At 76.2% G+C, this 22,475-nt stretch carries 21 protein-coding genes; 7 read left to right on the top strand and 14 right to left on the bottom strand.

Annotated features, from left to right (window positions below):
* Positions 1-88: 88 nt before the first annotated feature.
* Complete coding sequence (locus ACI79F_RS16010; RefSeq protein ID WP_456544905.1) at positions 89-1,294, bottom strand: hypothetical protein; 1,206 nt, start codon at positions 1,292-1,294, stop codon at positions 89-91.
* Between the two features lie 81 nt (positions 1,295-1,375).
* Here ACI79F_RS16010 and ACI79F_RS16005 point away from each other — a divergent pair, with 81 nt between their 5' ends.
* The 3 genes from ACI79F_RS16005 to ACI79F_RS15995 all read left to right on the top strand — a co-directional run bounded on the left by ACI79F_RS16005 (position 1,376) and on the right by ACI79F_RS15995 (position 6,519).
* Positions 1,376-2,305 (top strand): LLM class F420-dependent oxidoreductase, encoded by a 930-nt coding sequence (locus ACI79F_RS16005; RefSeq protein WP_456544904.1) that lies wholly within the window; start codon positions 1,376-1,378, stop codon positions 2,303-2,305.
* Positions 2,306-2,523: 218 nt separating this feature from the next.
* Positions 2,524-5,427, top strand: coding sequence for a leucine--tRNA ligase (gene leuS / locus ACI79F_RS16000; RefSeq protein WP_456544903.1), 2,904 nt, complete (start codon positions 2,524-2,526; stop codon positions 5,425-5,427).
* Between the two features lie 63 nt (positions 5,428-5,490).
* Entirely contained in the window at positions 5,491-6,519 is a 1,029-nt protein-coding gene (locus tag ACI79F_RS15995; RefSeq protein ID WP_456544902.1) for a GNAT family N-acetyltransferase, read from the top strand.
* Between the two features lie 26 nt (positions 6,520-6,545).
* Here ACI79F_RS15995 and ACI79F_RS15990 read toward each other — a convergent pair whose 3' ends face one another.
* The 4 genes from ACI79F_RS15990 to ACI79F_RS15975 form a co-directional block, all read right to left on the bottom strand.
* On the bottom strand, positions 6,546-6,731 hold the full coding sequence (locus tag ACI79F_RS15990; protein WP_456544901.1) for a hypothetical protein: 186 nt from the start codon (positions 6,729-6,731) through the stop codon (positions 6,546-6,548).
* Positions 6,732-6,827: 96 nt separating this feature from the next.
* A complete protein-coding gene (lipB, locus tag ACI79F_RS15985; protein WP_456544900.1) occupies positions 6,828-7,475 on the bottom strand; it encodes a lipoyl(octanoyl) transferase LipB in 648 nt (215 codons plus the stop codon).
* Between the two features lie 5 nt (positions 7,476-7,480).
* Positions 7,481-8,215: a Type 1 glutamine amidotransferase-like domain-containing protein gene (locus ACI79F_RS15980; RefSeq protein ID WP_456544899.1), complete on the bottom strand. Its 735-nt coding sequence runs from the start codon at positions 8,213-8,215 to the stop codon at positions 7,481-7,483.
* Positions 8,215-9,462, bottom strand: a complete 1,248-nt coding sequence (locus ACI79F_RS15975; protein WP_456544898.1) for an NAD(P)/FAD-dependent oxidoreductase — start codon at positions 9,460-9,462, stop codon at positions 8,215-8,217. The genes ACI79F_RS15980 and ACI79F_RS15975 overlap by 1 nt, the downstream gene beginning before the upstream one ends.
* 181 nt (positions 9,463-9,643) lie before the next feature.
* Between ACI79F_RS15975 and ACI79F_RS15970 the strand changes: the two genes are divergently transcribed.
* Positions 9,644-11,245 (top strand): protein kinase domain-containing protein, encoded by a 1,602-nt coding sequence (locus ACI79F_RS15970; protein WP_456544897.1) that lies wholly within the window; start codon positions 9,644-9,646, stop codon positions 11,243-11,245.
* A 10-nt stretch (positions 11,246-11,255) separates the two neighbouring features.
* Here ACI79F_RS15970 and ACI79F_RS15965 read toward each other — a convergent pair whose 3' ends face one another.
* The 3 genes from ACI79F_RS15965 to lpdA all read right to left on the bottom strand — a co-directional run bounded on the left by ACI79F_RS15965 (position 11,256) and on the right by lpdA (position 15,539).
* The gene (locus ACI79F_RS15965; RefSeq protein WP_456544896.1) at positions 11,256-12,149 is read right to left on the bottom strand and encodes a TIGR01777 family oxidoreductase; all 894 of its coding nucleotides are present in this window, start codon (positions 12,147-12,149) and stop codon (positions 11,256-11,258) included.
* 81 nt (positions 12,150-12,230) lie between these two features.
* Positions 12,231-14,108, bottom strand: a complete 1,878-nt coding sequence (gene sucB, locus ACI79F_RS15960) for a 2-oxoglutarate dehydrogenase, E2 component, dihydrolipoamide succinyltransferase (protein ID WP_456544895.1) — start codon at positions 14,106-14,108, stop codon at positions 12,231-12,233.
* A gap of 51 nt (positions 14,109-14,159) precedes the next feature.
* Positions 14,160-15,539: a dihydrolipoyl dehydrogenase gene (gene lpdA, locus ACI79F_RS15955; protein ID WP_456544894.1), complete on the bottom strand. Its 1,380-nt coding sequence runs from the start codon at positions 15,537-15,539 to the stop codon at positions 14,160-14,162.
* A gap of 154 nt (positions 15,540-15,693) precedes the next feature.
* Here lpdA and ACI79F_RS15950 point away from each other — a divergent pair, with 154 nt between their 5' ends.
* A complete protein-coding gene (locus ACI79F_RS15950) occupies positions 15,694-16,032 on the top strand; it encodes an oxidoreductase (RefSeq protein ID WP_456544893.1) in 339 nt (112 codons plus the stop codon).
* A gap of 160 nt (positions 16,033-16,192) precedes the next feature.
* Here ACI79F_RS15950 and ACI79F_RS15945 read toward each other — a convergent pair whose 3' ends face one another.
* Positions 16,193-17,707: a leucyl aminopeptidase gene (locus tag ACI79F_RS15945; protein WP_456544892.1), complete on the bottom strand. Its 1,515-nt coding sequence runs from the start codon at positions 17,705-17,707 to the stop codon at positions 16,193-16,195.
* An 83-nt stretch (positions 17,708-17,790) separates the two neighbouring features.
* Here ACI79F_RS15945 and gcvT point away from each other — a divergent pair, with 83 nt between their 5' ends.
* Positions 17,791-18,909: a glycine cleavage system aminomethyltransferase GcvT gene (gcvT, locus tag ACI79F_RS15940; protein WP_456544891.1), complete on the top strand. Its 1,119-nt coding sequence runs from the start codon at positions 17,791-17,793 to the stop codon at positions 18,907-18,909.
* A 6-nt stretch (positions 18,910-18,915) separates the two neighbouring features.
* On the opposite strand, the gene ACI79F_RS15935 is transcribed toward gcvT, so the two are convergent.
* Genes ACI79F_RS15935 through ACI79F_RS15920 form a run of 4 tightly spaced genes read right to left on the bottom strand, consistent with a single transcriptional unit; the run spans position 18,916 to position 21,186 of the window.
* Positions 18,916-20,052: a YihY/virulence factor BrkB family protein gene (locus tag ACI79F_RS15935; RefSeq protein ID WP_456544890.1), complete on the bottom strand. Its 1,137-nt coding sequence runs from the start codon at positions 20,050-20,052 to the stop codon at positions 18,916-18,918.
* The gene (locus ACI79F_RS15930) at positions 20,052-20,354 is read right to left on the bottom strand and encodes a DUF4235 domain-containing protein (protein ID WP_456544889.1); all 303 of its coding nucleotides are present in this window, start codon (positions 20,352-20,354) and stop codon (positions 20,052-20,054) included. The genes ACI79F_RS15935 and ACI79F_RS15930 overlap by 1 nt, the downstream gene beginning before the upstream one ends.
* Positions 20,351-20,749, bottom strand: a complete 399-nt coding sequence (locus tag ACI79F_RS15925; protein ID WP_456544888.1) for a DUF3618 domain-containing protein — start codon at positions 20,747-20,749, stop codon at positions 20,351-20,353. The genes ACI79F_RS15930 and ACI79F_RS15925 overlap by 4 nt, the downstream gene beginning before the upstream one ends.
* On the bottom strand, positions 20,746-21,186 hold the full coding sequence (locus ACI79F_RS15920) for a phage holin family protein (RefSeq protein ID WP_456544887.1): 441 nt from the start codon (positions 21,184-21,186) through the stop codon (positions 20,746-20,748). The genes ACI79F_RS15925 and ACI79F_RS15920 overlap by 4 nt, the downstream gene beginning before the upstream one ends.
* Before the next feature lie 149 nt (positions 21,187-21,335).
* Here ACI79F_RS15920 and ACI79F_RS15915 point away from each other — a divergent pair, with 149 nt between their 5' ends.
* Positions 21,336-21,548 carry a hypothetical protein gene (locus tag ACI79F_RS15915; protein ID WP_456544886.1) on the top strand — a complete coding sequence of 71 codons (213 nt, stop codon included), beginning with the start codon at positions 21,336-21,338 and terminating at the stop codon, positions 21,546-21,548.
* A gap of 9 nt (positions 21,549-21,557) precedes the next feature.
* Here ACI79F_RS15915 and ACI79F_RS15910 read toward each other — a convergent pair.
* Positions 21,558-22,475 (bottom strand): aldo/keto reductase (locus ACI79F_RS15910; RefSeq protein ID WP_456578918.1); only part of this gene is annotated, 918 nt, incomplete at its 5' end.

Below are 22,475 nucleotides of genomic sequence, written 5' to 3'. Positions count from 1 at the left end.
ACGCCCGCACGACGACACCGCCCCCGCGGCCGGGGAGGCAGCGGGGGCGGTGTGGGCGAGGTCTCGCCGACCTCGGGCGTCGGGGCGGTCAGGCCATCCCGGACCCGGACGGGCCGGCGGTCGGGCCGGGGTCCTCGCTGCCGCCGCTGGTGAACGGCTCCGGGTTGTTCTTCGGGTCCACCGGGTGGGTCGGCGCGTCGGAGTCGACCATCTGGGCGTCGCGGATGCCCATGTCGGACTCGGCCGGCGCGGAGTCGCCGGCCTCCCAGGTCGCGCTGGAGACGGTCTTGCCGGACTCGTTGTTGCTCGGGGCGCTGGGCACGGGGTCCTCTCGGTAGCTGGGCACGGGCCCGTCACCGGTCGGGGCGGGGGTCCAGGCGTCGGTGTCGCCGCGGCGGCGGAGCACCGCGAACGCCACGGCACCCACCGCGGCGAAGACCGCGAGCCACGGCCACCGCCGCGGCGCGGGCTCCAGCGCCGTACCCCGCTTCGCCTTCGCCGACGCCTTCGCCGAGGCCTTGGCCGCCTTGGCCCTCGCCTTCTGCTTGGCGGCGGCCTTGGCGGCCTTCCGCTTGGCCTTGGTGCCGGTCTTGCCGGCCGCCCCGACGAGCTCCTCGCGGCGGGCCTCCAGCTCGTGCAGGGCCGTCTCGACGCCGCTCACCAGCGTCTCGCGGGCGTTCTCGAACGCCGGGCCGACGGCCTCGCGGGCCGCGACCACCTTCGGCAGGACCTCGGTCGCGAGCGCCTTCTGCGCCGCCTTCTGGGCGGCCTCGACGCGGGGCGCCAGGTCGGCCGCCGCCTTGCTGGCCGCGGCGGTGGTCGCCGCGACCGCCCCGGTCAGCGCCGGGACGGCGGCCTCGCGGGCGGCGTGCACCCGCGGGCTCAGCGCCTCGACGGCGGCGGCGAGGCCGGCGTCGACCGCCTTCTGCGCCGCCTCGAGCCGGGGCCCGGCCGCGTCGAGGGCGGCCTCGACACGCGGCGCGATCGCCTCCCGGGCGCCCTCGACGCGGGGGGCGATGGCGTGGCGTGCCGAGGCGACGGCCGGCGCGGCGACGGCCGCGGCGGCGGCGACCTTGGGGGCCACGGCGAGCTGCGCGGCGCCGATCGCCGGTGCGGCGGCCTCGCGGGCGGCCGCGAGGCGGGGGGCCAGCTCGTCCGCGGCCGCACGGCCGGCCTCGGTCATCGCCGTCCCGATGTGGCTGAAGCCCTCCTGGAGCTCGGCAGCGATGACCTGACCTCGCGTCTTCTTGCGGAACACGGGATGTACCTCCACGTTGATCGTCTCCGCGGTCATCCTGCCGTGTCCGCGCGGCGAGCACACCCCGAGCGGCGGCGGGACCGGCGCCGCGGGAGCGGCACGGATAGCGTTCCCGCCGTGCAGCTGCGTGTCTTCACCGAACCCCAGCAGGGCGCCACGTACGACGACCTCCTCGCCGTGGCCCGGCGGGCCGAGGAGACCGGCTTCGACGCGTTCTTCCGCTCCGACCACTACCTGGCCATGTCCGGCGACGGCCTGCCCGGACCCACCGACGCGTGGGTGACGCTGGCCGGCATCGCCCGCGAGACCAGCCGGATCCGGCTGGGCACGCTGATGACGGCCGCGACCTTCCGGCTGCCCGGGCCGCTGGCGATCTCCGTGGCGCAGGTCGACCAGATGAGCGGCGGCCGGGTGGAGTTCGGCCTCGGCGCCGGCTGGTTCGAGGCCGAGCACGACGCCTACGGCATCCCGTTCCCGGACGTCGCCGAGCGCTTCGACCGCTACGAGGAGCAGCTCGCCGTCGTCACCGGGCTGTGGTCGACGCCACCGGGGGAGACCTTCGACTTCGCCGGCGAGCACTACCGGGTCACCGGGTCCCCGGCCCTGCCCAAGCCGGTGCAGGCCGGCGGCATCCCGGTGCTCATCGGCGGCAAGGGGGCGAAGCGCACCCCCCGCCTGGCGGCGCGGTACGCCGCCGAGTTCAACGTGCCGTTCATGTCGGCCGACGAGAACGCGCGGCTGTTCGCCGGCGTCCGGCAGGCGTGCGCGGAGGCCGGCCGCGACCCGTCGTCGCTCACCTGCAGCTCGGCGCTGGTGCTGTGCGTCGGCCGGGACGAGGCGGAGGTCGCCCGCCGGGCCGCCGCGATCGACTGGAGCGTCGACGACGTGCGGGCCCACGGCGTCGCGGGCACCCCGGCGGAGGCGGTCGAGACCCTCGGCCGCTACGCCGAGGCGGGCGCGACGCGGGTGTACCTGCAGGTGCTGGACCTCGCCGACCTCGACCACCTGGACCTGGTCGCGGCCGAGGTGGCGCCGCAGCTCGCCTGACCGCCGTCCGGGCGCCGCTGCACCGGGGAACTCCCGCGAGGCGGCGCCCGCGCGGCGGTAGACTGGGCGCGTGACCCGGCGGTCCCTCCTCTGCCGACCGCGCTGACCCCCACCTGCGAGGACAGCGCGGCGACCCCTCCTGTGCGAGGGGTCTTTCCATGTGCGGACCAGGACGCCCCGCCCGGACGCGCGACCACCCTCGAGACCGGAGCACGACGATGAGCCAGACGGCCAGCAGCCACCCCGGCGCTGCCAGCACCGAGCACGGCAGCGACGGCGTCCCGCCGCACCGCTACACGCCGGCGCTGGCGCAGCAGATCGAGCTGGCCTGGCAGGACCGCTGGGAGGCGGAGGGGACGTTCCACACCCCGAACCCCAGCGGCCGGCTGTCCCAGGGCTTCGAGCGGGTCGCCGACCGGCCGAAGTACTTCCTGATGGACATGTTCCCGTACCCCTCGGGGGCGGGGCTGCACGTCGGGCACCCGCTGGGCTACCTGGGCACCGACGTCACCAGCCGGTTCCGCCGGATGGACGGCGCCAACGTGCTGCACCCGATGGGCTACGACGCCTTCGGCCTGCCCGCCGAGCAGTACGCCGTCCAGACCGGGCAGCACCCGCGGGTCACCACCGAGGCCAACATCGCGGCCATCAGGGCGCAGCTGCGCCGGCTGGGCGTCGACCACGACGACCGCCGCAGCTTCGCCACGATCGACCCCGGCTACTACAAGTGGACCCAGTGGATCTTCCTGCAGATCTTCGGGTCCTGGTTCGACCCCGAGGCGGGCAGGGCCCGGCGGATCGAGGAGCTGGTCGCCGAGCTGGACGCCGGCGTGCGGGAGCCGGCGGAGGGCACGAACCCGACCGGCCGGCCGTGGGCCGAGCTGTCCGACGCCGACAAGCGCCGGGTCGTCGACGCGCACCGCCTGGCCTACCTGCACGAGGCGCCGGTCAACTGGTGCCCGGGGCTGGGCACGGTGCTGTCCAACGAGGAGGTCACCCCCGACGGGCGCTCCGAGCGGGGCAACTTCCCGGTGTTCCGGCGGCCGCTGACCCAGTGGATGATGCGGATCACCGCCTACGCCGAGCGGCTGCTGGCCGACCTGGACCGGCTGGACTGGTCCGACTCGCTGAAGCAGATGCAGCGCAACTGGATAGGCCGCTCGACCGGCGCGCGGATCGGCTTCTCGATCGGGAACGAGACGATCGAGGTCTTCACCACCCGCCCCGACACGCTGTTCGGCGCCACCTACATGGTGCTGGCGCCCGAGCACCCGATGGTGGAGGCGCTGACCGCCGACGCGTGGCCGGCGGGCACCGACCCGCGCTGGACCGGCGGCGCCGCGACCCCGGCCGAGGCGGTGCGCGAGTACCAGCGGCAGGCCTCCCGGCGCTCGGAGCTGGACCGGCAGAACGAGGCCCGGGAGAAGACCGGCGTCTGGCTGGGCGTCACGGCCACCAACCCGGTCAACGGCCGGGAGCTGCCGGTGTTCATCGCCGACTACGTGCTGACCGGGTACGGCACCGGCGCGATCATGGCGGTGCCCGGCGAGGACGCCCGCGACTGGGACTTCGCCGCGGCCTTCGGCCTGCCCCACGTGCGCACCGTGCAGCCGCCGGCGGACTGGGACGGCGGCGCCTGGACCGGCCCCGGCGAGATGATCAACTCGTCGAACGACGAGGTCTCGCTGGACGGCCTGGACAAGGCCACCGCGATCGAGCGGATCACCGAGTGGCTGGTGGCCAAGGGCCACGGCGAGTCGACGACCACCTACAAGCTGCGGGACTGGCTGTTCAGCCGGCAGCGCTACTGGGGCGAGCCGTTCCCGATCGTCTACGACGCCGACGGCGCGCCGCGGGCGGTGCCGGAGTCGCTGCTGCCGGTGCTGCTGCCCGAGGTCGACGACTACTCGCCGAAGACCTTCGCCGACGACGACGCCGACTCCGCCCCGGAGCCGCCGCTGTCGCGGGCCACCGAGTGGACGACGGTCACCCTGGACCTGGGCGACGGCCCGAGGCAGTACCGCCGCGAGACCAACACGATGCCCAACTGGGCCGGCTCGTGCTGGTACTACCTGCGCTACCTGGACCCCGGCGACGACACGCAGATGGTCGACCCGGAGCTGGAGCGCTACTGGCTGGGCCCGCGCGAGCCCGGCGACGTCGGCGGCGTCGACCTGTACGTCGGCGGCGTCGAGCACGCGGTGCTGCACCTGCTGTACGCCCGGTTCTGGCACAAGGTGCTGTTCGACCTGGGGTACGTCTCCAGCGAGGAGCCGTTCCGCCGGCTGGTGAACCAGGGCTACATCTCCGCCTACGCCTACACCGACGAGCGGGGCTTCTACGTGCCCGCCGCCGAGGTGGAGGAGCGCGACGGCCAGTTCTTCTTCGAGGGCAACCCGGTCACCCGCGAGTACGGGAAGATCGGCAAGAGCCTGAAGAACATGGTCACGCCCGACGAGATGATCGGCGCGTACGGCGCGGACACCTTCCGGGTGTACGAGATGTCGACCGGCCCGCTGGAGCAGTCCCGGCCGTGGGAGACCAAGGCGGTGGTCGGCTCGCAGCGGCTGCTGCAGCGCATCTGGCGCGTGGTGGTCGACGAGGAGACCGGCGCCGTCCGCGCGGCCGACGACGTCGAGCCGGGCGAGGACACGCTGCGGGCGCTGCACAAGGCGATCGCCGGTGTCCGGGACGGCATGGCGACCCTGCGGTTCAACATCGCCATCGCCCGGATCACCGAGCTGACCAACGCGCTGACCCAGGCCTACGGGGCCGACCGGCCCGTGCCGCGGTCGGTGGCCGAGCCGCTGGTCCTGATGGTCGCGCCGCTGGCCCCGCACATCGCCGAGGAGCTGTGGTCGCGGCTGGGGCACGGGGAGTCGCTGGCGTGGGCGCCGTTCCCCGAGGCCGACGAGCGCTGGCTGGTGGAGGACACCGTCGAGGTCGCCGTCCAGGTCAACGGCAAGGTGCGGGCGCAGGTCACCGTGCCGGCCGACGCCGACGCCGCCGCGCTGGAGGCCGCCGCCCGCGCCGAGGAGAAGGTGGCGGCGCAGCTGGCCGGCAAGACCGTGCGCCGGGTGATCGCCGTCCCGGGCCGGCTGGTCAACTTCGTCGTCGGCTGACCGGAGTCGCTCGGGAGCGGAAATCGTCACCGGGCGACTCCGCTCAGGCGGTAGGACCGGGGGGTGACACGGACCGCCGCCGCCTCGATCGTCGAGCTGGACCCGGACGACCCCGCCTTCGCCGGGTGGTGCGCGGTCTGGGCGGCCGCCGAGACCGCCGACCGCCCGGGCGACCAGCCCCGGCCGGCCCGCGAGCACGTCGCCCTGGGCCGGCAGCTCGTCGCGCCCGGCGGGTCGCGCGACGGCACCCACCGGGCGGCGGTGGTGGACGGCGACGTCGCCGGCGCGCTTCGGCTGCTGTTCCCGCTGCGCGACAACACGGCGGCCGCCATCGTCGACCTGGCCGTCGCCCCGGCCCACCGGCGGCGGGGGATCGGGAGGGCGCTGCTGGACGAGGCGGTGCGGACGGCGGCGGCCGCGGGCCGGACCGAGCTGATCACCGAGGTCGACGAGCCGGGGCCGGACTCGGCCGGGCGGCGGTTCGCGCTGCGCCACGGCTGGGCGTGCGGCCTGCTCGAGACCCGCCGCGACCTGCTGCTGCCCCCGGACGAGGCCCGGCTGTCCGCCGTCGAGGCGCAGGCGCGGGAGGCCGCTCGTGGCTACGACGTCGTGACCTGGCGCGACTCCGTCCCGGAGCACCTGGTCGACGACCGGGCGCTGCTCGAGCAGCGGATGAGCACCGACGCCCCGATCGGCGACATCCCGATGGAGGAGGAGCGCTGGGACGCCGCCCGCGTCCGCGAGCGCGAGGCGGCGAACCTGGAGCGGGGCCGGACGGTGCTCTCGGCCGGCGCGGTGGCCGGCGGCCGGCTCGTCGCCTTCACCGACCTGCACGTGCTGCAGGCGCAGCCGCGGCGGGCGCAGCAGGCCGGCACGCTGGTGCTGCGCGAGCACCGGGGGCGCCGGCTGGGGGCGCTGGTGAAGGCGGCGGTGCTGCGCGAGCTGGCCGCCGGCTTCCCGCAGGTCGAGCGGATCACCACGTACAACGCCGACGGCAACGAGCCGATGGTCGCCGTCAACCGGGCCCTGGGGTTCGAGCCGGCCGGCCGGCTGTCGATGTGGTCGCTGCGGCTGGGCGGAGTCGCCGGGTGACGGGATCCGTTCCCGAGCGACTCCGCTCAGGCGGGGCGGATGCGGATGAGCTCGTGGCGGTCGCCGGGGCGCCGCAGCAGCCCGTGCCACAGCCGTGAGGTGGCCGAGCCGACGGTGAACCGCCACCCGTGGGCCCGACGCACCCGGGAGGTGTGCCGCGGCCGCTCGACCTCGCCGGAGTCGGCGCGGAGTGAGGGCCCCGTCCTACCCACCGCTCGCACGCTCGCGGCGAGCCTCTGGACGGGGCCGAACGAGCGAGCTAGGTGGTCAGGCTGACGTAGGTGCTGACCGGCAGCGCGGTCACGCGGTCAGGCGGCGGGCGCGGGTTGGCGGGACAGCACCCGGCGCATCGCGGTCTCCACCGGGTCGATCGCCTCGGCCACGGTCACGTCGCGGCCCAGCTCGGCGGAGAGCGAGGTGGCGCCGGCGTCGACGATCCCGCACGGGATCATGTTCGCGAAGGCGCCCATGTCCGGGTCGCAGTTGAGCGCGAAGCCGTGCATGGTCACCCCGCGGGCGACCCGCACGCCGATCGCCGCCACCTTGCGGTCGGGGCCGCGCGAGTCCGCGCGCACCCACACGCCGCTGCGGCCCTCGACCCGCTCGGTCGCCAGCCCGAGGCCGGCGCACACCTCGATGAGCGCCTCCTCCAGCCGGCGCACGTGCGCGACGACGTCCACCGGGTCGGGGAGGGCGACGATCGGGTAGCCGACCAGCTGACCCGGCCCGTGCCACGTGATCTTGCCGCCGCGGTCGACGTCGATGACCGGCGTGCCGTCGAAGGGGCGCTCGTGCGGCTCGGTGCGCTTGCCGGCCGTGTACACCGGCGGGTGCTCCAGCAGCAGCATCGTGTCGGGGCCGGTGCCCTCGACGCGGGCCGCGTGCAGCTCGCGCTGCCGCGCCCAGGCCTCCTCGTAGTCGACGAGCCCGGCCCGGATGACGCGCAGATCGCTCACGACCCTCAGCGTAGGCGGCGCGGCGCGAGGGGCGTCTCGACCGCCGTCCCGTCCGGGCCGCGCTCGACGCGGTAGGCGCCCTTGCCCGGCCGGTCGGCGACCGCCTCGACCAGCTCGGTGCCGCGGTACACCAGCCCGACGCCGTCGTCGGTGGCGTGGCCCGGCGGCAGCGTGCCGTCGGCCACCAGCCGCTGGTACAGCGGCCGCCGCTGCTCCTCGGAGTCGTAGTGCACGCTGTTGGACGCCGGGATGAGCGCCAGGCCGTTCGTCACCGGCCGCAGCTGCGGGCCGTAGGAGTCGGTGTTGCCGCCGACGTGCCAGCACAGCGACCCGGCCGAGACCCCGCCGAGCACGACGCCGGCCGCCCACACCTCGCGGAACACCTCGTCGAGGCCGTGCACCCGCCACACGGCGAGCAGGTTGGCCACGCTGCCGCCGCCGACCCACACGACGTCCTGGGCGAGCAGGTGCGCCCGCACGTCCGCGACGGTCGGCATGGGGAACAGGCTCAGGTGGCTGACCCGGACGGCGCTGCCGGCGAACGCCCCGTACACGCCGGCGAGCCGTGCCGGGTCGTCGCCGGTGGCCGTGCCGAGGTAGCACAGCCGCGGCTGCGCGGGGGCGCCGGCGAGCTCCACGGCCAGGTCGAACACCGGCCCGGGCGCCCAGTCGTAGGGCCCGCGGCCCCGGGAGTCGAAGCCGATGCTCGTGGCGAGGACCGTCGGTGCGGAGGCGGGCATCAGGTGGCTCCCACCTGGTCGGGGCGGACCGCGCGGAGCACGGCCCGGGCGGCGCGGGCGCCGCTGGCCATCGCGCCCTGGATCGAGGGGGTGTCGCGGTGGTCGCCGCAGACGTAGACGCCGTCGCCGAGGTCGACCGGTCGGCGGAGGTGCAGTGGCGGTACCGCGGCCGGCTGGGCGCCGGGGACGGTGACCGACGTGAGGTGGTCCAGCTCCGTCGTCGGCACGCCGTGCAGCCGGGCCACCTCCTCGCGGACCTCCGCCTCCGCCGTCGGCGCGAGGCTGGAGCTGGCCACGAGGGCACGGCCGTCGGGGGAGTAGGCCGGCTGCGCGTCGGTGAGGACGACGCTGTTGACCAGCCGCCCGCCGGGGGGGCCGAGCACGATCAGCGGGTCCCGCCACGGGGAGGCCGGCAGCACGTGCAGGTGGGTGGTGACCTGCCGGGGCGCCGCCGCGTCGACCCCGGGGAGCAGGGCCGCCGCGGTGGCCGGGTCGGTGGCGACGACGACGGCGTCCGCCCGCACCAGCCCCTCCGCCGTCGTCACCCGGCCCGACGCCACGTCGCTCACCCTCAGGTGGAGGTGGAGCCTCTCGGTCCCGAGCCGCGCGGCGAGCTGCTCGCCCACCGCCTGCATCCCGCGCGCCGGCAGGCCGATCCGGCCGCGGGCGAAGCTGCGCCACAGCAGGTCGAGATAGCGGCTGGAGGTGGCCAGCTCCGGCTCCAGCAGGACGCCGGACAGGAAGGGGCGGAAGAACCGCTCGAGGGCCTGCTCGCCGACGCCCGCCGCGCGCAGGCGCACCTCCGCCGTCGTCTCGGGCTGCCGCAGCAGCCGCTCGACCGGCGTGTAGCCCGCCTGCGCCGAGTAGGCCGCGATCGCGCCCTTCGCCAGCAGCGACCCGATCGGCGCGCGCAGGGTGTCCAGCGCCGTGGCCGGGTGCCGGCGCGGGTCCACCACCCGGGCGGTGCGGCCGTCCGCGTGCAGCACCGCGCCCGGCCAGAACCAGCCCATCTGCAGCGCGCCGACGTCGAGGTCGGCCGCCACCCGGGGGTAGCCCGTGTTCAGGACCTGGAAGCCGCGGTCGACGAGGAAGCCGTCGACCCGCTCGGTCGCCAGCCGCCCGCCGGCGTGGCTCCCGGCCTCGACCACGTGGACGTCGCACCCGGCGTCGGCCAGCCGCACGGCGGCGGACAGGCCGGCCAGCCCGGCGCCCACGACGACGACCTCGGCTCGGGCGGGGAGGGGCATGCCCCGAACCTAGGCGGCGCCCGCCCGGCCGGCCCGCCGGGATCAGGTCCCCTGATCGTGCGGCGTCCTCCCTCACGGTCTGCGGTGAGGGAGGACGCTCCACGATCAGGGAGGCTGATCCCAGCCGGGCGGCCTGTGGACAACGGCGGGGCGGGGGGCCGCGGGCGCCTACCGTGCCGCCGTGCCCGATCGACCGACCCCCGGCCACGCCGCCCCGCCGGATCCGGATCCGCCCGCGGTCCCCGGCTACCGGCTCGAGGCGCTGCTCGGCCGCGGCGGGTCCGGCGAGGTGTGGCGAGCGGTGCCGCGCGGCGGCGGGGCGGCCGTGGCGGTCAAGGTCCTGGTGGCCGGCGACCCGGAGCGGCAGGCCCGGGAGGCGGCGCTGCTCGGCGAGCTGGACCACCCGCACCTGGTGCGCCTCGTCGAGGTGGTGCACCAGCCCCGCCGCGGCGGGCGCGCCCGGGTCGCGCTGGTGCTGGAGCTGCTGCCCGGCGGCAGCCTGGCCGCGCTGCTGGCCCGCCGGGGCCGGCTGCGCCCCGGCGAGGTGGTGACGGCGATCGCCCCGGTCGCCGCCGCGCTGGCCTCCGCCCACGCTGCGGGCGTCGTGCACGGGGACCTCTCCCCGGGCAACGTCGTCTTCACCGCCGAGGGCCGGCCGGTGCTGACCGACCTCGGTGTCGCCCGCGTGCTGGGCGAGGAGGCGGCCGGCGAGGTGACCCCGGCCTACGTCGACCCGACGGTCGCGCGGGGCGGCGCGCCGGGGCCGGCGTCGGACGTCTTCGGCGCCGCCGCCGCGGCCTTCCACGCCCTGACCGGGGTCGCGCCCTGGAACGCGGCGACGCCGGCCGACACCCTCGCCGTCGCGGCCGCGGGGGAGCTGCCCGACCTCGACCTGCTGGCCCCGGAGGCCCCGCCTGCGCTCCGCGAGGTCATCGCCCGCGGGTTGGCGGCCGACCCCTCCGACCGGCCGACGGCCGCCGAGCTCGCCCTCGACCTCCGGCACTCCTGCCGGCCCGAGCCCGTGCGGCTGCCGGTGGCCGGCGTGCCCGACGCCGAGCTCGGCGCGACCGGCCGCGGCCCCCGCACCGAGCTCACCCACCAGGTCGCGCGCCGCCCGCCCACCGAGTCCCGGCCCGCCGGCGGAGGACGGCGGCCGGTCGCCGCTGTCCTGGCCGGCCTGCTGCCCGGGCGGGTCCGGCGGCCGGCCGGGCTGCTGCTGGCCGTCGCCGTCCTGCTCGGCGGCGCGGGCTGGCTGGGGGCGGTCTGGGCCGGGACGGCGGGCGAGCCCGTGCCGGCCGCCGCGGCGTCGGCCGCCTCGTCCGCGCCGGCGTCCGTCCCGGCGTCGGCGGGTCCGGGACCGGCCGCGGCGGCGGACCCGCCGGTGGACGCCGGACCAGACTGGCTGGCCGTGGTCGGGGAGCTGTACGCCCGCCGCGCCGAGGCGTTCGCGCGCGCCGACCCGGCGGCGCTCGACGCGGTGTACACCGCCGACAGCCCGCTGCGCGCGGCGGACGACGCCGCCGTCCGGGCGCTGGCCGCGGCAGGGGAGCGGCTGGCCGGCTTCGCGCCGCGCGTCGAGGGGCCGGCCGCGGTCGTGGCCGCCGGCGACCGGGCGCGGGTGGAACTCCGCGACGGCTGGGCCGGTTACGACGTCGTGGCCGCCGGCGACCCGGACGGCCGCCCGCTGCGCGCGGTCCCGGGCCGGGCGAGCGCACCCGTCGCGCTGGACCTCGTGCGCGGCCCGGACGGCTGGCGGATCGCGACCGCGGGGCGGACCGGCTGAGCGGCCGGGATCAGTCCCGGCCCAGCGCCCAGCGCAGCGCCGACGCGACGTCGGGGTGGGTCCAGGTGAACCCGGCGGTCTCCAGCACCGCCGGCACCGCCCGCTGGCCGCCGAGGACGCCGACCGGGGCGAACTCGCCCAGCGCCGCGCGCAGCGCGAAGCCGGGCACCGGCAGCGCCGTCGGCCGGTGCAGCACCTCCCCGAGCGCGCGGGTGAACTCGGCGTTGGTCACCGGCGCCGGGCCGGTCAGGTTGACCGGGCCGGAGACGGGAGCGCTGAGCAGGAACCGGATCGCGTCGATCTCGTCCTGCAGGCTGATCCACGGCCAGTACTGCTCGCCGGATCCGAGCCGGCCGCCGACGCCCAGCTTGAACAGCGGGGCCATGCGCCCGAGCAGCCCGCCGCGGCCCAGCACCAGCCCGCTGCGCAGCCTCACCACCCGCACGCCGGCCTGCTCGGCCGGCGCCGTGGCGGTCTCCCACTGCTCGCAGACGTGCGCCAGGAAGTCGCGCCCGGCGGGAGCCGTCTCGCGGACGACCGTGTCGCCGGTGTCGCCGTACCAGCCCACCGCCGAGGCGTTGAGCAGCACGCGCTCCCGGCCGGGGTCGGCGGCGGCCGCCTCGGCCAGCGCGGTGCTCACCGTCGTGGTGGCGTCCACCCGGCTGCGCAGCACCGCCTGCTTGTGCTTCTCGGTCCAGCGCCTGTCGGCGATGCCGACGCCGGCGAGGTTCACCACCGCGTCGACGTCGGCGAGCAGCGCGGGGTCGATCCGCCGGTGCTGGGGGTCCCAGCGGTGCTCGTCGGCGGTCCGGGGCGTGCGCCGGACCAGCCGCAGCACGTCGTGGCCGTCCTCGGTCAGCGCGGGCACCAGGCGGGCACCGATCAGCCCGGACGAGCCGGTCACGGCGATCCTCAACGAGCCACCTCCGGGGGAGCGGACAGTGCAGAGGGGCCCCGGCGGATGCCGGGGCCCCTCCGTGGGCGGTCAGGCGAGGCCGAGCTCGCCCTCGAACTGGCCGGCCTCCAGCCGCTCGCGCACCGCGGTGAGGAAGCGCGCGGCGTCGGCGCCGTCGACGATGCGGTGGTCGTAGGTCAGCGCCAGGTACACCATCGAGCGCACCGCGATGACCTCGCCGAGCTCGGGGTCGGAGACGACGACCGGGCGCTTGACGACCGAGCCGGTGCCGAGGATGGCCACCTGCGGCTGGTTGATGATCGGCGTGTCGAACAGCGCGCCCCGGCTGCCGGTGTTGGTCAGCGTGAAGGTGCCGCCGCCGAGCTCGTCGGGGCTGACCTTGTTGTTGCGGGTGCGGTCGGCCAGGTCGGCGATCTTGCGGGCGAGCCCGCCGATGCTCAGGTCGCCGGCGCCGTGGATGACCGGCACGAGCAGCCCGCGCTCGGTGTCGACGGCGATCCCCAGGTTCTCCGCGTCGTGGTAGGTGACCGTGCCGGCCTCCATGTCCACCGAGGAGTTCACCGACGGGTAGGCCTTCAGCGCCTCCACCGCCGCCTTCGCGAAGAACGGCAGGAACGACAGCTTCACGCCCTCGCGCGCCTCGAAGTCCCGCTTGGCCCGGTTGCGCAGGTTCGCGATCCGGGTGACGTCGGCCTCGACCACGGTGGTCAGCTGCGCGCTGATGGCCAGCGACTCGACCATCCGCTGCGCGATGACCTTGCGCAGCCGCGGCATCTTCTCCGTGCGCCCGCGCAGGGAGGTGTCGGGCTGGGCGGCCGGCGACGGGCTCGCCGCCCGCGCCGCGGGGGCCGACGGTGCCGCGGGCGCCGCCGCCGGGGCGGCCTGCTCGGCCACGGCGAGGACGTCCTGCTTGCGGATCCGGCCGCCGACGCCGGTGCCCTTCACGCCGGACAGGTCGACGCCGTGCTCGGCGGCGAGCCGGCGCACCAGCGGGGTCACGTACTGGCCGCCGCCGTCACCCGCGGGCTCCGCGGGGGCGGACGACGGTGCGGACGGCTGGGCCGGCGCCTGGGGGGCGACCGCCTGGGCCGGGGCCGGGGCCGAGGTCGGCGACTGCGCGGGCAGCGAGCCGCTCGAGCCGTAGTCGGCGCCGGGGGCCTCGGTGGCCGGCTTGGCCGTGGGGGTCTCCTCCTGCGGCTGCGGGGCGGCCTGCTGCGGCTGGGCCTGCTGGGGCGCCGGGGCGGAGCCGCCTCCGGACGAGGCGCTGCCGATGACGGCGAGCTGGGCGCCCACCTCGACCGTCTCGTCCTCCTGCACCGAGATGGACAGCAGCGTTCCCGAGACCGGCGCCGGGATCTCGGTGTCGACCTTGTCGGTGGACACCTCCAGCAGCGGCTCGTCCGCGGTGACCTCGTCGCCCACGGCCTTGAGCCAGCGGGTGACGGTGCCCTCGGTGACGCTCTCGCCCAGGGCCGGCATCGTCACCGGCGTCCCCTCGCCGCCACCCGAGCCGCCGCCCGCGCCACCGCCCGAGTCACCGCCCTGGTCGGCGGCCGCCGGGGCGGGGGCCTCCGCCGGGGCGGGCTGACCGGCGTCGGCGTCGGAGGCCGGGTCGGCGTCCTGCACCTGCTGGTCGGGCGTCTGCGGGGTCGAGTCGGCGTCCTCGGCGGAGGCCGGGGGAGCGCCGCCGGCCGCACCGGAGCCGTCGCCGTCCCCACCGATGACCGCGAGCTCCGCGCCGACCTCGACCGTCTCGTCCTCGGCGACCAGGATCTTCGTCAGCACGCCGGCGGCGGGGGAGGGGATCTCCGTGTCGACCTTGTCGGTCGACACCTCGAGCAGGGGCTCGTCGGCCTCGACCTGCTCACCCTCCTGCTTCAGCCATCGAGTGACCGTGCCCTCGGTGACGCTCTCGCCCAGGGCGGGCATGGTGACGGACGTCGGCATCGGTGCGGGGCTCCTTCTGTGGTGGCGCTGGTGGGGGAGGGGTGCGGTGGGTCAGCCGTGCACGTGCAGCGGCTTGCCGGCCAGCGCCAGGTGCGCCTCGCCGAGGGCCTCGCTCTGGGTCGGGTGCGGGTGGATGAGGCTGGCGACGTCGCCCGGCTCGGCCTCCCAGTTGTAGATGAGCTGGGCCTCGGCGATGAGCTCGCCGACGCGGCTGCCGACCATGTGGACGCCGACGACCGGGCCGTCGACCGCCTGGACCAGCTTGACCGCGCCCGCCGTCTTGAGGATCTGGCTGCGCCCGTTGCCGCCGAGGTCGTAGGTGAGCGTCTTGACCTCGCCGTAGCGCTCCTTGGCCTGGGCCTCGGTGAGCCCCACGGAGGCGACCTCGGGGTCGGAGTAGGTGATCCGCGGGACGCCGGCGTAGTCGATCGGCGCCGGGTCCAGCCCGGCCAGCCGCTCGGCCACGAGGATGCCCTCGCCGAACCCGACGTGGGCCAGCTGCAGGGTGGGGACCAGGTCGCCGACGGCGGAGATGGTGGGCACGTTGGTGCGGCAGTACTCGTCGACGAGGACGAAGCCGCGCTCCATGGCGACGCCGGCCTCCTCGTAGCCCAGGCCCTGGCTGACCGGCCCGCGGCCGACGGCGACGAGCAGCAGCTCGGCCTCGATCTCCTTGCCGTTCTCCAGCGACACCTTGACGCCGTTCTCGGTGTGCTGGACGCCGGAGAAGCGGCTGCCCAGCTCGAAGGCGATCTTGCGGCGGCGGAAGGCGCGCTCCAGCAGCTTGGAGGAGGCCTCGTCCTCGAGCGGGACGAGGTGGGGCAGCGCCTCGACGATCGTCACGTCGACGCCGAAGGACTTCCACGCGCTGGCGAACTCGCAGCCGATGACGCCGCCGCCCAGGATGACCGCCGAGGCCGGCACCCGGTCGAGGTCGAGCGCGTGCTCGCTGGTGATCACCCGCGTGCCGTCGATCTCCAGGCCGGGCAGCGAGCGGGAGTAGGACCCGGTGGCCAACAGGACGTGGCGGCCCTCGTAGGTCTGGCCGTTCACGCTGACGGAGGTCGGGGAGGCCAGCCGGCCCTCGCCCTCGACGTAGGTGATCTTCCGGCTCTTGATCAGGCCCTGCAGGCCCTTGTAGAGCCGGCCGATGACGCCGTCCTTGTAGGAGTTGACGCCGTCCATGTCGATGCCGGCCAGGGAGGTCTTCACGCCGAACTGCTCGCCCTCGCGGGCCAGGTCGGCGACCTCACCGGCGTGCAGCAGGGCCTTGGTGGGGATGCAGCCGCGGTGCAGGCAGGTGCCGCCGACCTTGTCCTTCTCGACCAGGACGACCGACATGCCCAGCTCCGCGGCGCGCAGCGCGGCGGCGTAGCCACCCGAGCCACCGCCGAGGATGACCAGGTCGGCGGGAGAGGTGGGTGCACTCACGAGTGGCTCCTCGAGTTCTTGCGGCCCCCGTGTCGCACGGACGGGGGATGGTCAGCGCCCATCCTGCCACTCCGGGAACGGCGGAGCCGGACGCCCCGTTGGTCAGCACGGGCGTGGTGCGACTCACCCGCGACCGGGGACGGGAGGCGGCGAGATGGGGCTCTTCGGCCGACGGCGACGGGGCTCGTCGGGCGGCGACCGCCGCAGCACGCTGGACCGGGCGTCCGCGCGCACCGACCTGACCCACCTCGAGCAGTTCGTGGCCAGCCGCCACGGCGTCGAGGGGTACGTCGAGCCGCGCACCGCCGTCACCGAGACGACGATCCTGCTGGTCGCCGCGGACGGCGAGTGGACCCGCCGGCGCATCGCCGGGCCCGACGTCGCCCGCAAGATGTCACGCGACCTGGGCATCCCGGTCTACGACGCCCAGGTCACCGGCTACCCCCAGCGGATGCGCGACTGGAGCGCCCGCCAGAAGGACAAGCTGAGCTGATCGCGGTCCTCCGGACCGCACCACGGGCTCTGACATCGCGATCCTCCGGATCGCACCGCGGTCGGGTGCCGTCCCCCTACGGCGCTGAGCCCACCCTGACGTCCCTGCGCGGACCCTCCGGGCCCACTCAGGCCGGCGAGCTCACGCGAGCAGTGCCCGCCTACGCCTCGGCGATCGCGTCCTCGATCGCCGCCAGCAGGGTGCGCACCGGGACGCCGGTGCCGCCCTTGGGCGTGAAGCCCCACGGGCCGCCGGTGTTGTAGCTGGGCCCGGCGATGTCGATGTGCGCCCACGGCAGGCCCGCGGGCACGAACTCGCCGAGGAAGTGCGCCGCGACGAGCATGCCGCCCATCCGGTCGGCGTTGGCGTTGACCATGTCGGCGATCGGCGAGTCGATGCCCTTGCGCAGCTCCGGCGGCATCGGCATCGCCCACATCGGCTCGCCGCTGCGCCGGCTGGCCGCGACCACGGCGTCGCGCAGGTCGTCGCTGCCCATCACGCCGGCCGTGCGGCTGCCCAGCGCGACGAGCTGCGCGCCGGTCAGCGTCGACGTCTCGATCAGCAGGTCGGGGGAGTCCTCGGCGGCCCGCACGATCGCGTCGGCGAGGATCAGCCGCCCCTCCGCGTCGGTGTTGGTGATCTCCACCTTGCGGCCGTTGCGGAAGGTGAGGACGTCGCCCGGGCGGTAGGCGGTCCCGCTGGGCAGGTTCTCCGCCATCGGCACCGTGGCGGTGACCTCGACCGGCAACCCCAGCTCCGCGACCAGGCACACCGTGGCGATGACGGCGGCCGCGCCGGCCATGTCGCTGGTCATGTGGTGCATGTTCGCGGCCGGCTTGATGGACAGGCCGCCGCTGTCGAAGGTGATCCCCTTGCCGACCAGCGCGACCTTCCGGCGGGCCTTCCTGCCCTTGTAGGTCAGCCGCAGCAGCCGGGGGCCACGGGTGGAGCCGCCGCCGACGGCGAGGATGCCGCCGTACCCGCCGGAGGCCAGCGCCGCCTCGTCGAGCACCTCGACCGACAGGCCGGCCTTCTTCCCGGCGGCCGCGCCGCGGGCGGCGAGCTCGGCGGGGAAGAGGTCGTTCGGCGGCGTGTTGACCAGGTCCCGGGTCAGGGCGACCGCCGCGGCGACCGCGCGGACCCGGGCCAGGGGCGCCTTCGCCTCGGCGGCGTCCGGGACGACGACCGTGTACTCCCTCGGCGGCGTCGGCCGGTCGGCGGGCAGGTCGGAGCGGTACGCGGTGAACTCGTAGGCGCCCAGCAGCGCGCCCTCGCCGACGGCGTGCAGCCGCTCGGCGTCCGGCGCCCCGCCCACGGCGGCCAGCAGGCTCACCACCGAGCCGCGGCCGCTCAGCGCCCGGCTGGCCGCGCCCGCGGCGCGGCGCACGGCCTCGGCGCCGTAGCGGCCCTCGGCGTCCGGCGCGCCCAGGCCCGCGGCGGCGACCACCGGGAACGGCGCCTGGCCCAGGGTGGCCACCCGGGTGACCTCGTCCTCGCCGCCGCGCGCGCCGAGGTCGGCCAGCGCGGTCAGCAGCCGGCCGCCGAGCAGCCGGTCGACGGCCTCGGCGCCGGGGGTGGCGAGCAGCCCCGACGGGCCGCGGCCCACACCGACGACGACGGCGTCGCCGGGGACCTTCTCGAGCGGGCGGTCGGTGGCGGTGATCTGCGGCGGCACGCGGAAGAGCTTAGGCGGCGCCCCGGAGCGCGTTCGTGAGGACGGCGAAGGACCCCCGGCCCGGGCCACTAGCGTTGCCCGGCATGGAGCCGCGGACCTCGCCCCTGCACGACCGGCACGTCGCGGCCGGCGCGAAGCTGGCCGACTTCGGGGGCTGGTCGATGCCCATCGAGTACGCCGGCGGCGGGGTGCTCGCCGAGCACGCGGCCGTGCGCGAGGGGGTCGGCCTCTTCGACGTCTCGCACCTGGGCACCGCGACCGTGCGCGGACCGGGGGCGGCGGCGTTCGTCGACTCCTGCCTGAGCAACGACCTGGGCCGGATCGGTCCGGGCCAGGCGCAGTACACGCTGTGCTGCGTGCCGGACGGCGAGCCGCAGGCCGGGGGCGTGGTCGACGACCTGATCGTCTACCTGCACGGGCCCGACGACGTCCTGCTGGTGCCCAACGCCGCCAACGCCGCCGAGGTCGTGGCCCGCCTGACCGCCGCCGCGCCCGCCGGGGTCACGGTCGCCGACCGGCACGCCGAGGTCGCCGTCCTCGCCGTCCAGGGGCCCCGCTCGCCGCAGGTGCTGTCACTGCTGGGCCTGCCCGGCGAGCTGTCCTACATGTCGTTCGTCACCGGCGTCGGCGGCGGCGACACCGAGGTGACGGTCTGCCGCACCGGCTACACCGGCGAGCACGGGTACGAGCTGCTCGTCGCCGCCGAGCGGGCCGGCGAGCTGTGGGACGCGCTCGTGGCGGCCGGCGCCGACGAGGGGCTGCGGTTGTGCGGGCTGGGCGCCCGCGACACCCTGCGCACCGAGATGGGCTACCCGCTGCACGGCCACGAGCTCTCCCGCGACATCACGCCGAACCAGGCCCGCAGCGGCTGGGCGGTCGGCTGGCGCAAGCCGGCGTTCTGGGGCCGCGAGGCGCTGCTGGCCGAGCGGGAGGCCGGGCCGGCGCGGCTGCTGTGGGGGCTGCGGGCGCCCGGCCGGGGCATCCCGCGGCCCGGCATGGCGGTCCTCGACCCGGCCGGCGCGCGCATCGGCGAGGTCACCAGCGGCACGTTCTCCCCGTCCCTGCGCACCGGGATCGCGCTGGCGCTGCTGGACACCGCCGCCGGCGTCGAGGAGGGCGCCGACCTGGCCGTCGACGTCCGCGGGCGGCCGCAGCCGGTCACCGTCGTGCGCCCCCCGTTCGTGGAGTCGCACGTCCGGTGACGGCGGCTACCGCTGCGGTTGCGACGCCTTGGTCGGCTCGGGCGGGTCGGGGAGCGTGTCGGCCACGGTGGCGTTGCGCTGGCCCATCGGCAGCGGGTCGCCCTCGGTGGTGTCCTGCGCGGTCTGGTGCTCGGCCTCGGAGTTGATCTCGGCGCCCAGCAGGATCAGGTAGCAGGTCAGGTACAGCCACAGCATCAGCACGATCACGCCGGCGATGGCGCCGTACGTCTCGTTGTAGGACCCGAAGTTGTCCACGTAGAAGCTGAACGCCAAGCTCACCGCGGCCCAGACGACGGTGACGACGACCGACCCGAGGCTGACCCACGACAGCCGGGGGGAGTCCCGGTCCGGCGCCACGCGGTACAGCACGGCGAGCGACCCCGAGGCCACCACGAGCAGCAGCACCCAGCGGGCGATCTCGGCGAACACGTTGCCGACCGCGCCCAGCGGCAGCGCGTCGAGCAGCGCAGGGACGACGGCGATGAGGCCGAAGGTCAGCAGCACGAACACGATCGCGCCGAGCGTCAGCCCCAGCGACAGCAGGCGGAGCTTGACGAAGCTGCGGGCCTCCACCTCGTCGTAGGCGATGTTCACCGCCTGCACCAGGTTGTTCACGCCGCCGGACGCGCTCCACAGGGCGGCGCCGACGGAGATGACCAGGCTGAGCGTCAGCGCGCCGCCGGCGTTGCTGGTGATCGCCGTCAGCTGGTCGCCGATCAGGTCGGCGGCGCTCGCCGGCAGCTGCTCCGACAGCGTCTCGATCTGCCGCGCGACCGTCTCCGGGGAGGCGACGAGCCCGTAGAGCGAGATGATCGCGATCATCGCCGGGAAGACGGCGAGGAACGCGAAGAAGGCCACGCCGCCGGCGATGATCGGCATGTTGTCGGCCTTGTTCTCGGCCCAGGCGCGCTTGACGATCTGCTTCCAGCCCCGCGCGGGGATCTGCGCCGGCGTCTCGGCGTGCACGCCGGGCAGCGCGTCCGGTCCCGGCGACCCCGGCGGCGGCCGGGACGGGTCGGGCTCCGGCTCCCCGCGGGCGCCACGCTCGGCGGCCGCCCGCGCGGCCGCGCGGCGCGCCGCCTTCTCCTCGACGCGCTCCCGGATGCGGTCGACGGCGCTCTCCCGGGGCCGGGTGCCGGACATCAGTCGCCGGGCCAGTTGCCGGTCAGCTGGAAGAAGCCGCGGGCGCCGGCCCGGTCGATGGCCGCCTTCGTCGCCGCGAAGATCGCGCCCTGCAGGGCCGCGGCCAGCACGACCTCGCGCATCCGGTACTCGCTCTGCAGCGCGCCGGGGGCGTCGTCCTCGTCGGCGATGAGCTTCCAGACCTGCTTGAACAGCACCCCGGAGACCGTGCCGGCCGCGATGCCGCCGAGCAGGCCGATCGGGCGGTAGAGCAGTTTGCTGCCCTTGCTCTTCTTGGCCTTGCTGACCTCGCCCTTGCTCACTTCGTCCTCCTCGCGGCCCGCCGCGTCTTCTTCGCGGTCCTGCGCGCCACCTTCTCAGCAGCGGCCCGCCGCGCGGCCAGGACCTTCGCCGCCCGCTTCGCCTCCCGCTTCACCTCTCGCCTCGCCCGGCGGACGTCGCGGGTGCGCCGGCGCCAGACGAGGAGGCCCAGCAGGCCGGCCACGGCGGCGCCCGCGCCGATCACCGCCGGCGGGCTCTCCCGGTAGGTCTCGACCGCGGTGTCGCGGGCGCGGGCGGCGCCCTCCTTGGCCCGGGCCGGGACGTCGAGGCGGGAGCTGAGCTCGTCGACCGTGCGGCCGAGCTGGGCGCGCGTCTCCTCGATCTCGGCCTTGATCGCGTCGGGGTCGGTGGGACCGGTGTTCGCCGGGTCGCTCATCGGGAGGCCGCCTTCTTGACCGTGGTGATGTCCGCCTTGGTGCTGGCGATGGCCTGCGTGGGCACGGGCGGGCTGCCCTGCTGCACGTCCTTCTTGCCGAGCAGCGCGAGGACGCCGGCGACGGCGAACAGGACCACCGCCACGATCAGCGCGGCGAGCCAGCCCGGCAGCGCCTCGGCCAGCGCCAGGACCGCGGCGGCGATCAGCACGGCCAGGCCGAAGAAGGCGACCAGGCCGGCGCCGCCGAAGAGCCCGGCGCCGATGCCCAGCCGCTTGGCCTTCTGGGTCACCTCGGCCTGCGCCAGCCGGGCCTCGTCGCGGACGAGCGTGCTGATCTGCTCGGTCAGCCGGCCGATCAGCTCGCCGGTGGAGGCGTCCTCGGGCGCGGGTGGGGGCGGCGTGGCGCGCGAGGCGCCGGACGGGGACGGGGCGGTCATCGGTCCTCCGGGTCGCAGGGACGTTCGATGCACCTCCATGCCCCCGGTGATCGCCGCCGTAACCCGGCCGGGGGTCACGGACCGGTCGCGACGCGTGCCGTCGGCACCGGGTCCCCGCCGGGCCCGGCCCGCGCTCTAGCCTCGCGGTCATGAGCTGGACGTGGCGCCTGGAGGGCCCGGCGGGGGAGACGGTGGACCCGGCGTCGGTCGGCGTGGCGATCCCGCCGTCGGACAACCAGGGGGACGCCGAGTCCTGGCTGGGCGAGCACTGGCGGCTGCTGCTGGCCCGGGGCGTGCACAGCGTGACGCTGCTCGACGGCGAGACCCGGGTGTACGGGCCGATGGGGCTCGCGCCGAACTAGCCCGCCGGGTCAGCCGCGGCTGGTCTTGGCGGGGTCGCGCTCCACGACGTCCCCGAGCACCTCGTCGATGCGGGCGAGCACGTCGTCGTCCAGGCGCACACCGGCGGCGGCGACGTTGTCGTGCACCTGCTCGGGCCGGGTGGCGCCGATGATCGCGGCGGCCACGTTCCGGTTCTGCAGCACCCAGGCGACGGCGAGCTGGGCCATCGACAGGCCCAGGTCCTCGGCGACGGGGCGCAGGTCCTGCACCCGGGTCAGGACGTCGTCGCGCATGAAGCCGCGGATCATGTTCCCGATCTCCGGGTCGGCGGCGCGGCTGCCCTCGGGCGGCTGCTCCCCGGGCCGGTACTTGCCGGTCAGCACGCCCTGGGCGAGCGGGGACCACACGATCTGGGAGACGCCCTCCTTCTCGGAGGTGGGGACGACCTCGTCCTCGATGACCCGCCACAGCATCGAGTACTGCGGCTGGTTGCTGATCAGCTGGACGCCGAGCTCGCGGGCCAGCGCCGCGCCCGCGGCGATCTCGTCGGCCCGCCACTCCGAGACGCCGATGTAGAGCACCTTGCCCTGCCGCACCAGGTCGGCGAAGGCGGTCATCGTCTCCTCGAGCGGCACCGTGGTGTCGTACCGGTGGGCCTGGTAGAGGTCGAGGTAGTCCGTCTGCAGCCGGCGCAGCGACGCGTGGCAGCTCTCGGTGATGTGCTTGCGGGACAGCCCGCGGTCGTTGCGGCCCGGGCCGGTCGGCCAGTAGACCTTCGTGAAGATCTCCAGGCCCTCGCGGGGGGGGGGGGGGGGGGGGGGGGGGGGGGGGGGCGGCGGGGGGGGCGGGGGGGGGGGGGGGGGGGGGGGGGGGGGGGGGGGGGGGGGGGGGGGGGGGGGGGGGTGGGGGGGGGGGGGGGGGGCGGGGCGCCGGGGCGCCCGGCGCCC

The organism is Blastococcus sp. SYSU D00868 (assembly GCF_054050575.1).
Note: the sequence above shows the minus strand (reverse complement) of the source record. Positions and strands in the feature narration are given on the sequence as shown.

Coding starts and splice junctions, on each gene's coding strand:
- sucB (WP_456544895.1), bottom strand. CDS start 14,108: ATGCCGACGTCCGTCACCATGCCCGCCCTGGGCGAGAGCGTCACCGAG.
- ACI79F_RS16010 (WP_456544905.1), bottom strand. CDS start 1,294: ATGACCGCGGAGACGATCAACGTGGAGGTACATCCCGTGTTCCGCAAG.
- ACI79F_RS15935 (WP_456544890.1), bottom strand. CDS start 20,052: ATGTCCGGCACCCGGCCCCGGGAGAGCGCCGTCGACCGCATCCGGGAG.
- leuS (WP_456544903.1), top strand. CDS start 2,524: ATGAGCCAGACGGCCAGCAGCCACCCCGGCGCTGCCAGCACCGAGCAC.
- ACI79F_RS15915 (WP_456544886.1), top strand. CDS start 21,336: ATGAGCTGGACGTGGCGCCTGGAGGGCCCGGCGGGGGAGACGGTGGAC.
- gcvT (WP_456544891.1), top strand. CDS start 17,791: ATGGAGCCGCGGACCTCGCCCCTGCACGACCGGCACGTCGCGGCCGGC.
- ACI79F_RS15950 (WP_456544893.1), top strand. CDS start 15,694: ATGGGGCTCTTCGGCCGACGGCGACGGGGCTCGTCGGGCGGCGACCGC.
- ACI79F_RS15975 (WP_456544898.1), bottom strand. CDS start 9,462: ATGCCCCTCCCCGCCCGAGCCGAGGTCGTCGTCGTGGGCGCCGGGCTG.
- ACI79F_RS15925 (WP_456544888.1), bottom strand. CDS start 20,749: ATGAGCGACCCGGCGAACACCGGTCCCACCGACCCCGACGCGATCAAG.
- ACI79F_RS15920 (WP_456544887.1), bottom strand. CDS start 21,186: ATGACCGCCCCGTCCCCGTCCGGCGCCTCGCGCGCCACGCCGCCCCCA.
- ACI79F_RS15980 (WP_456544899.1), bottom strand. CDS start 8,215: ATGCCCGCCTCCGCACCGACGGTCCTCGCCACGAGCATCGGCTTCGAC.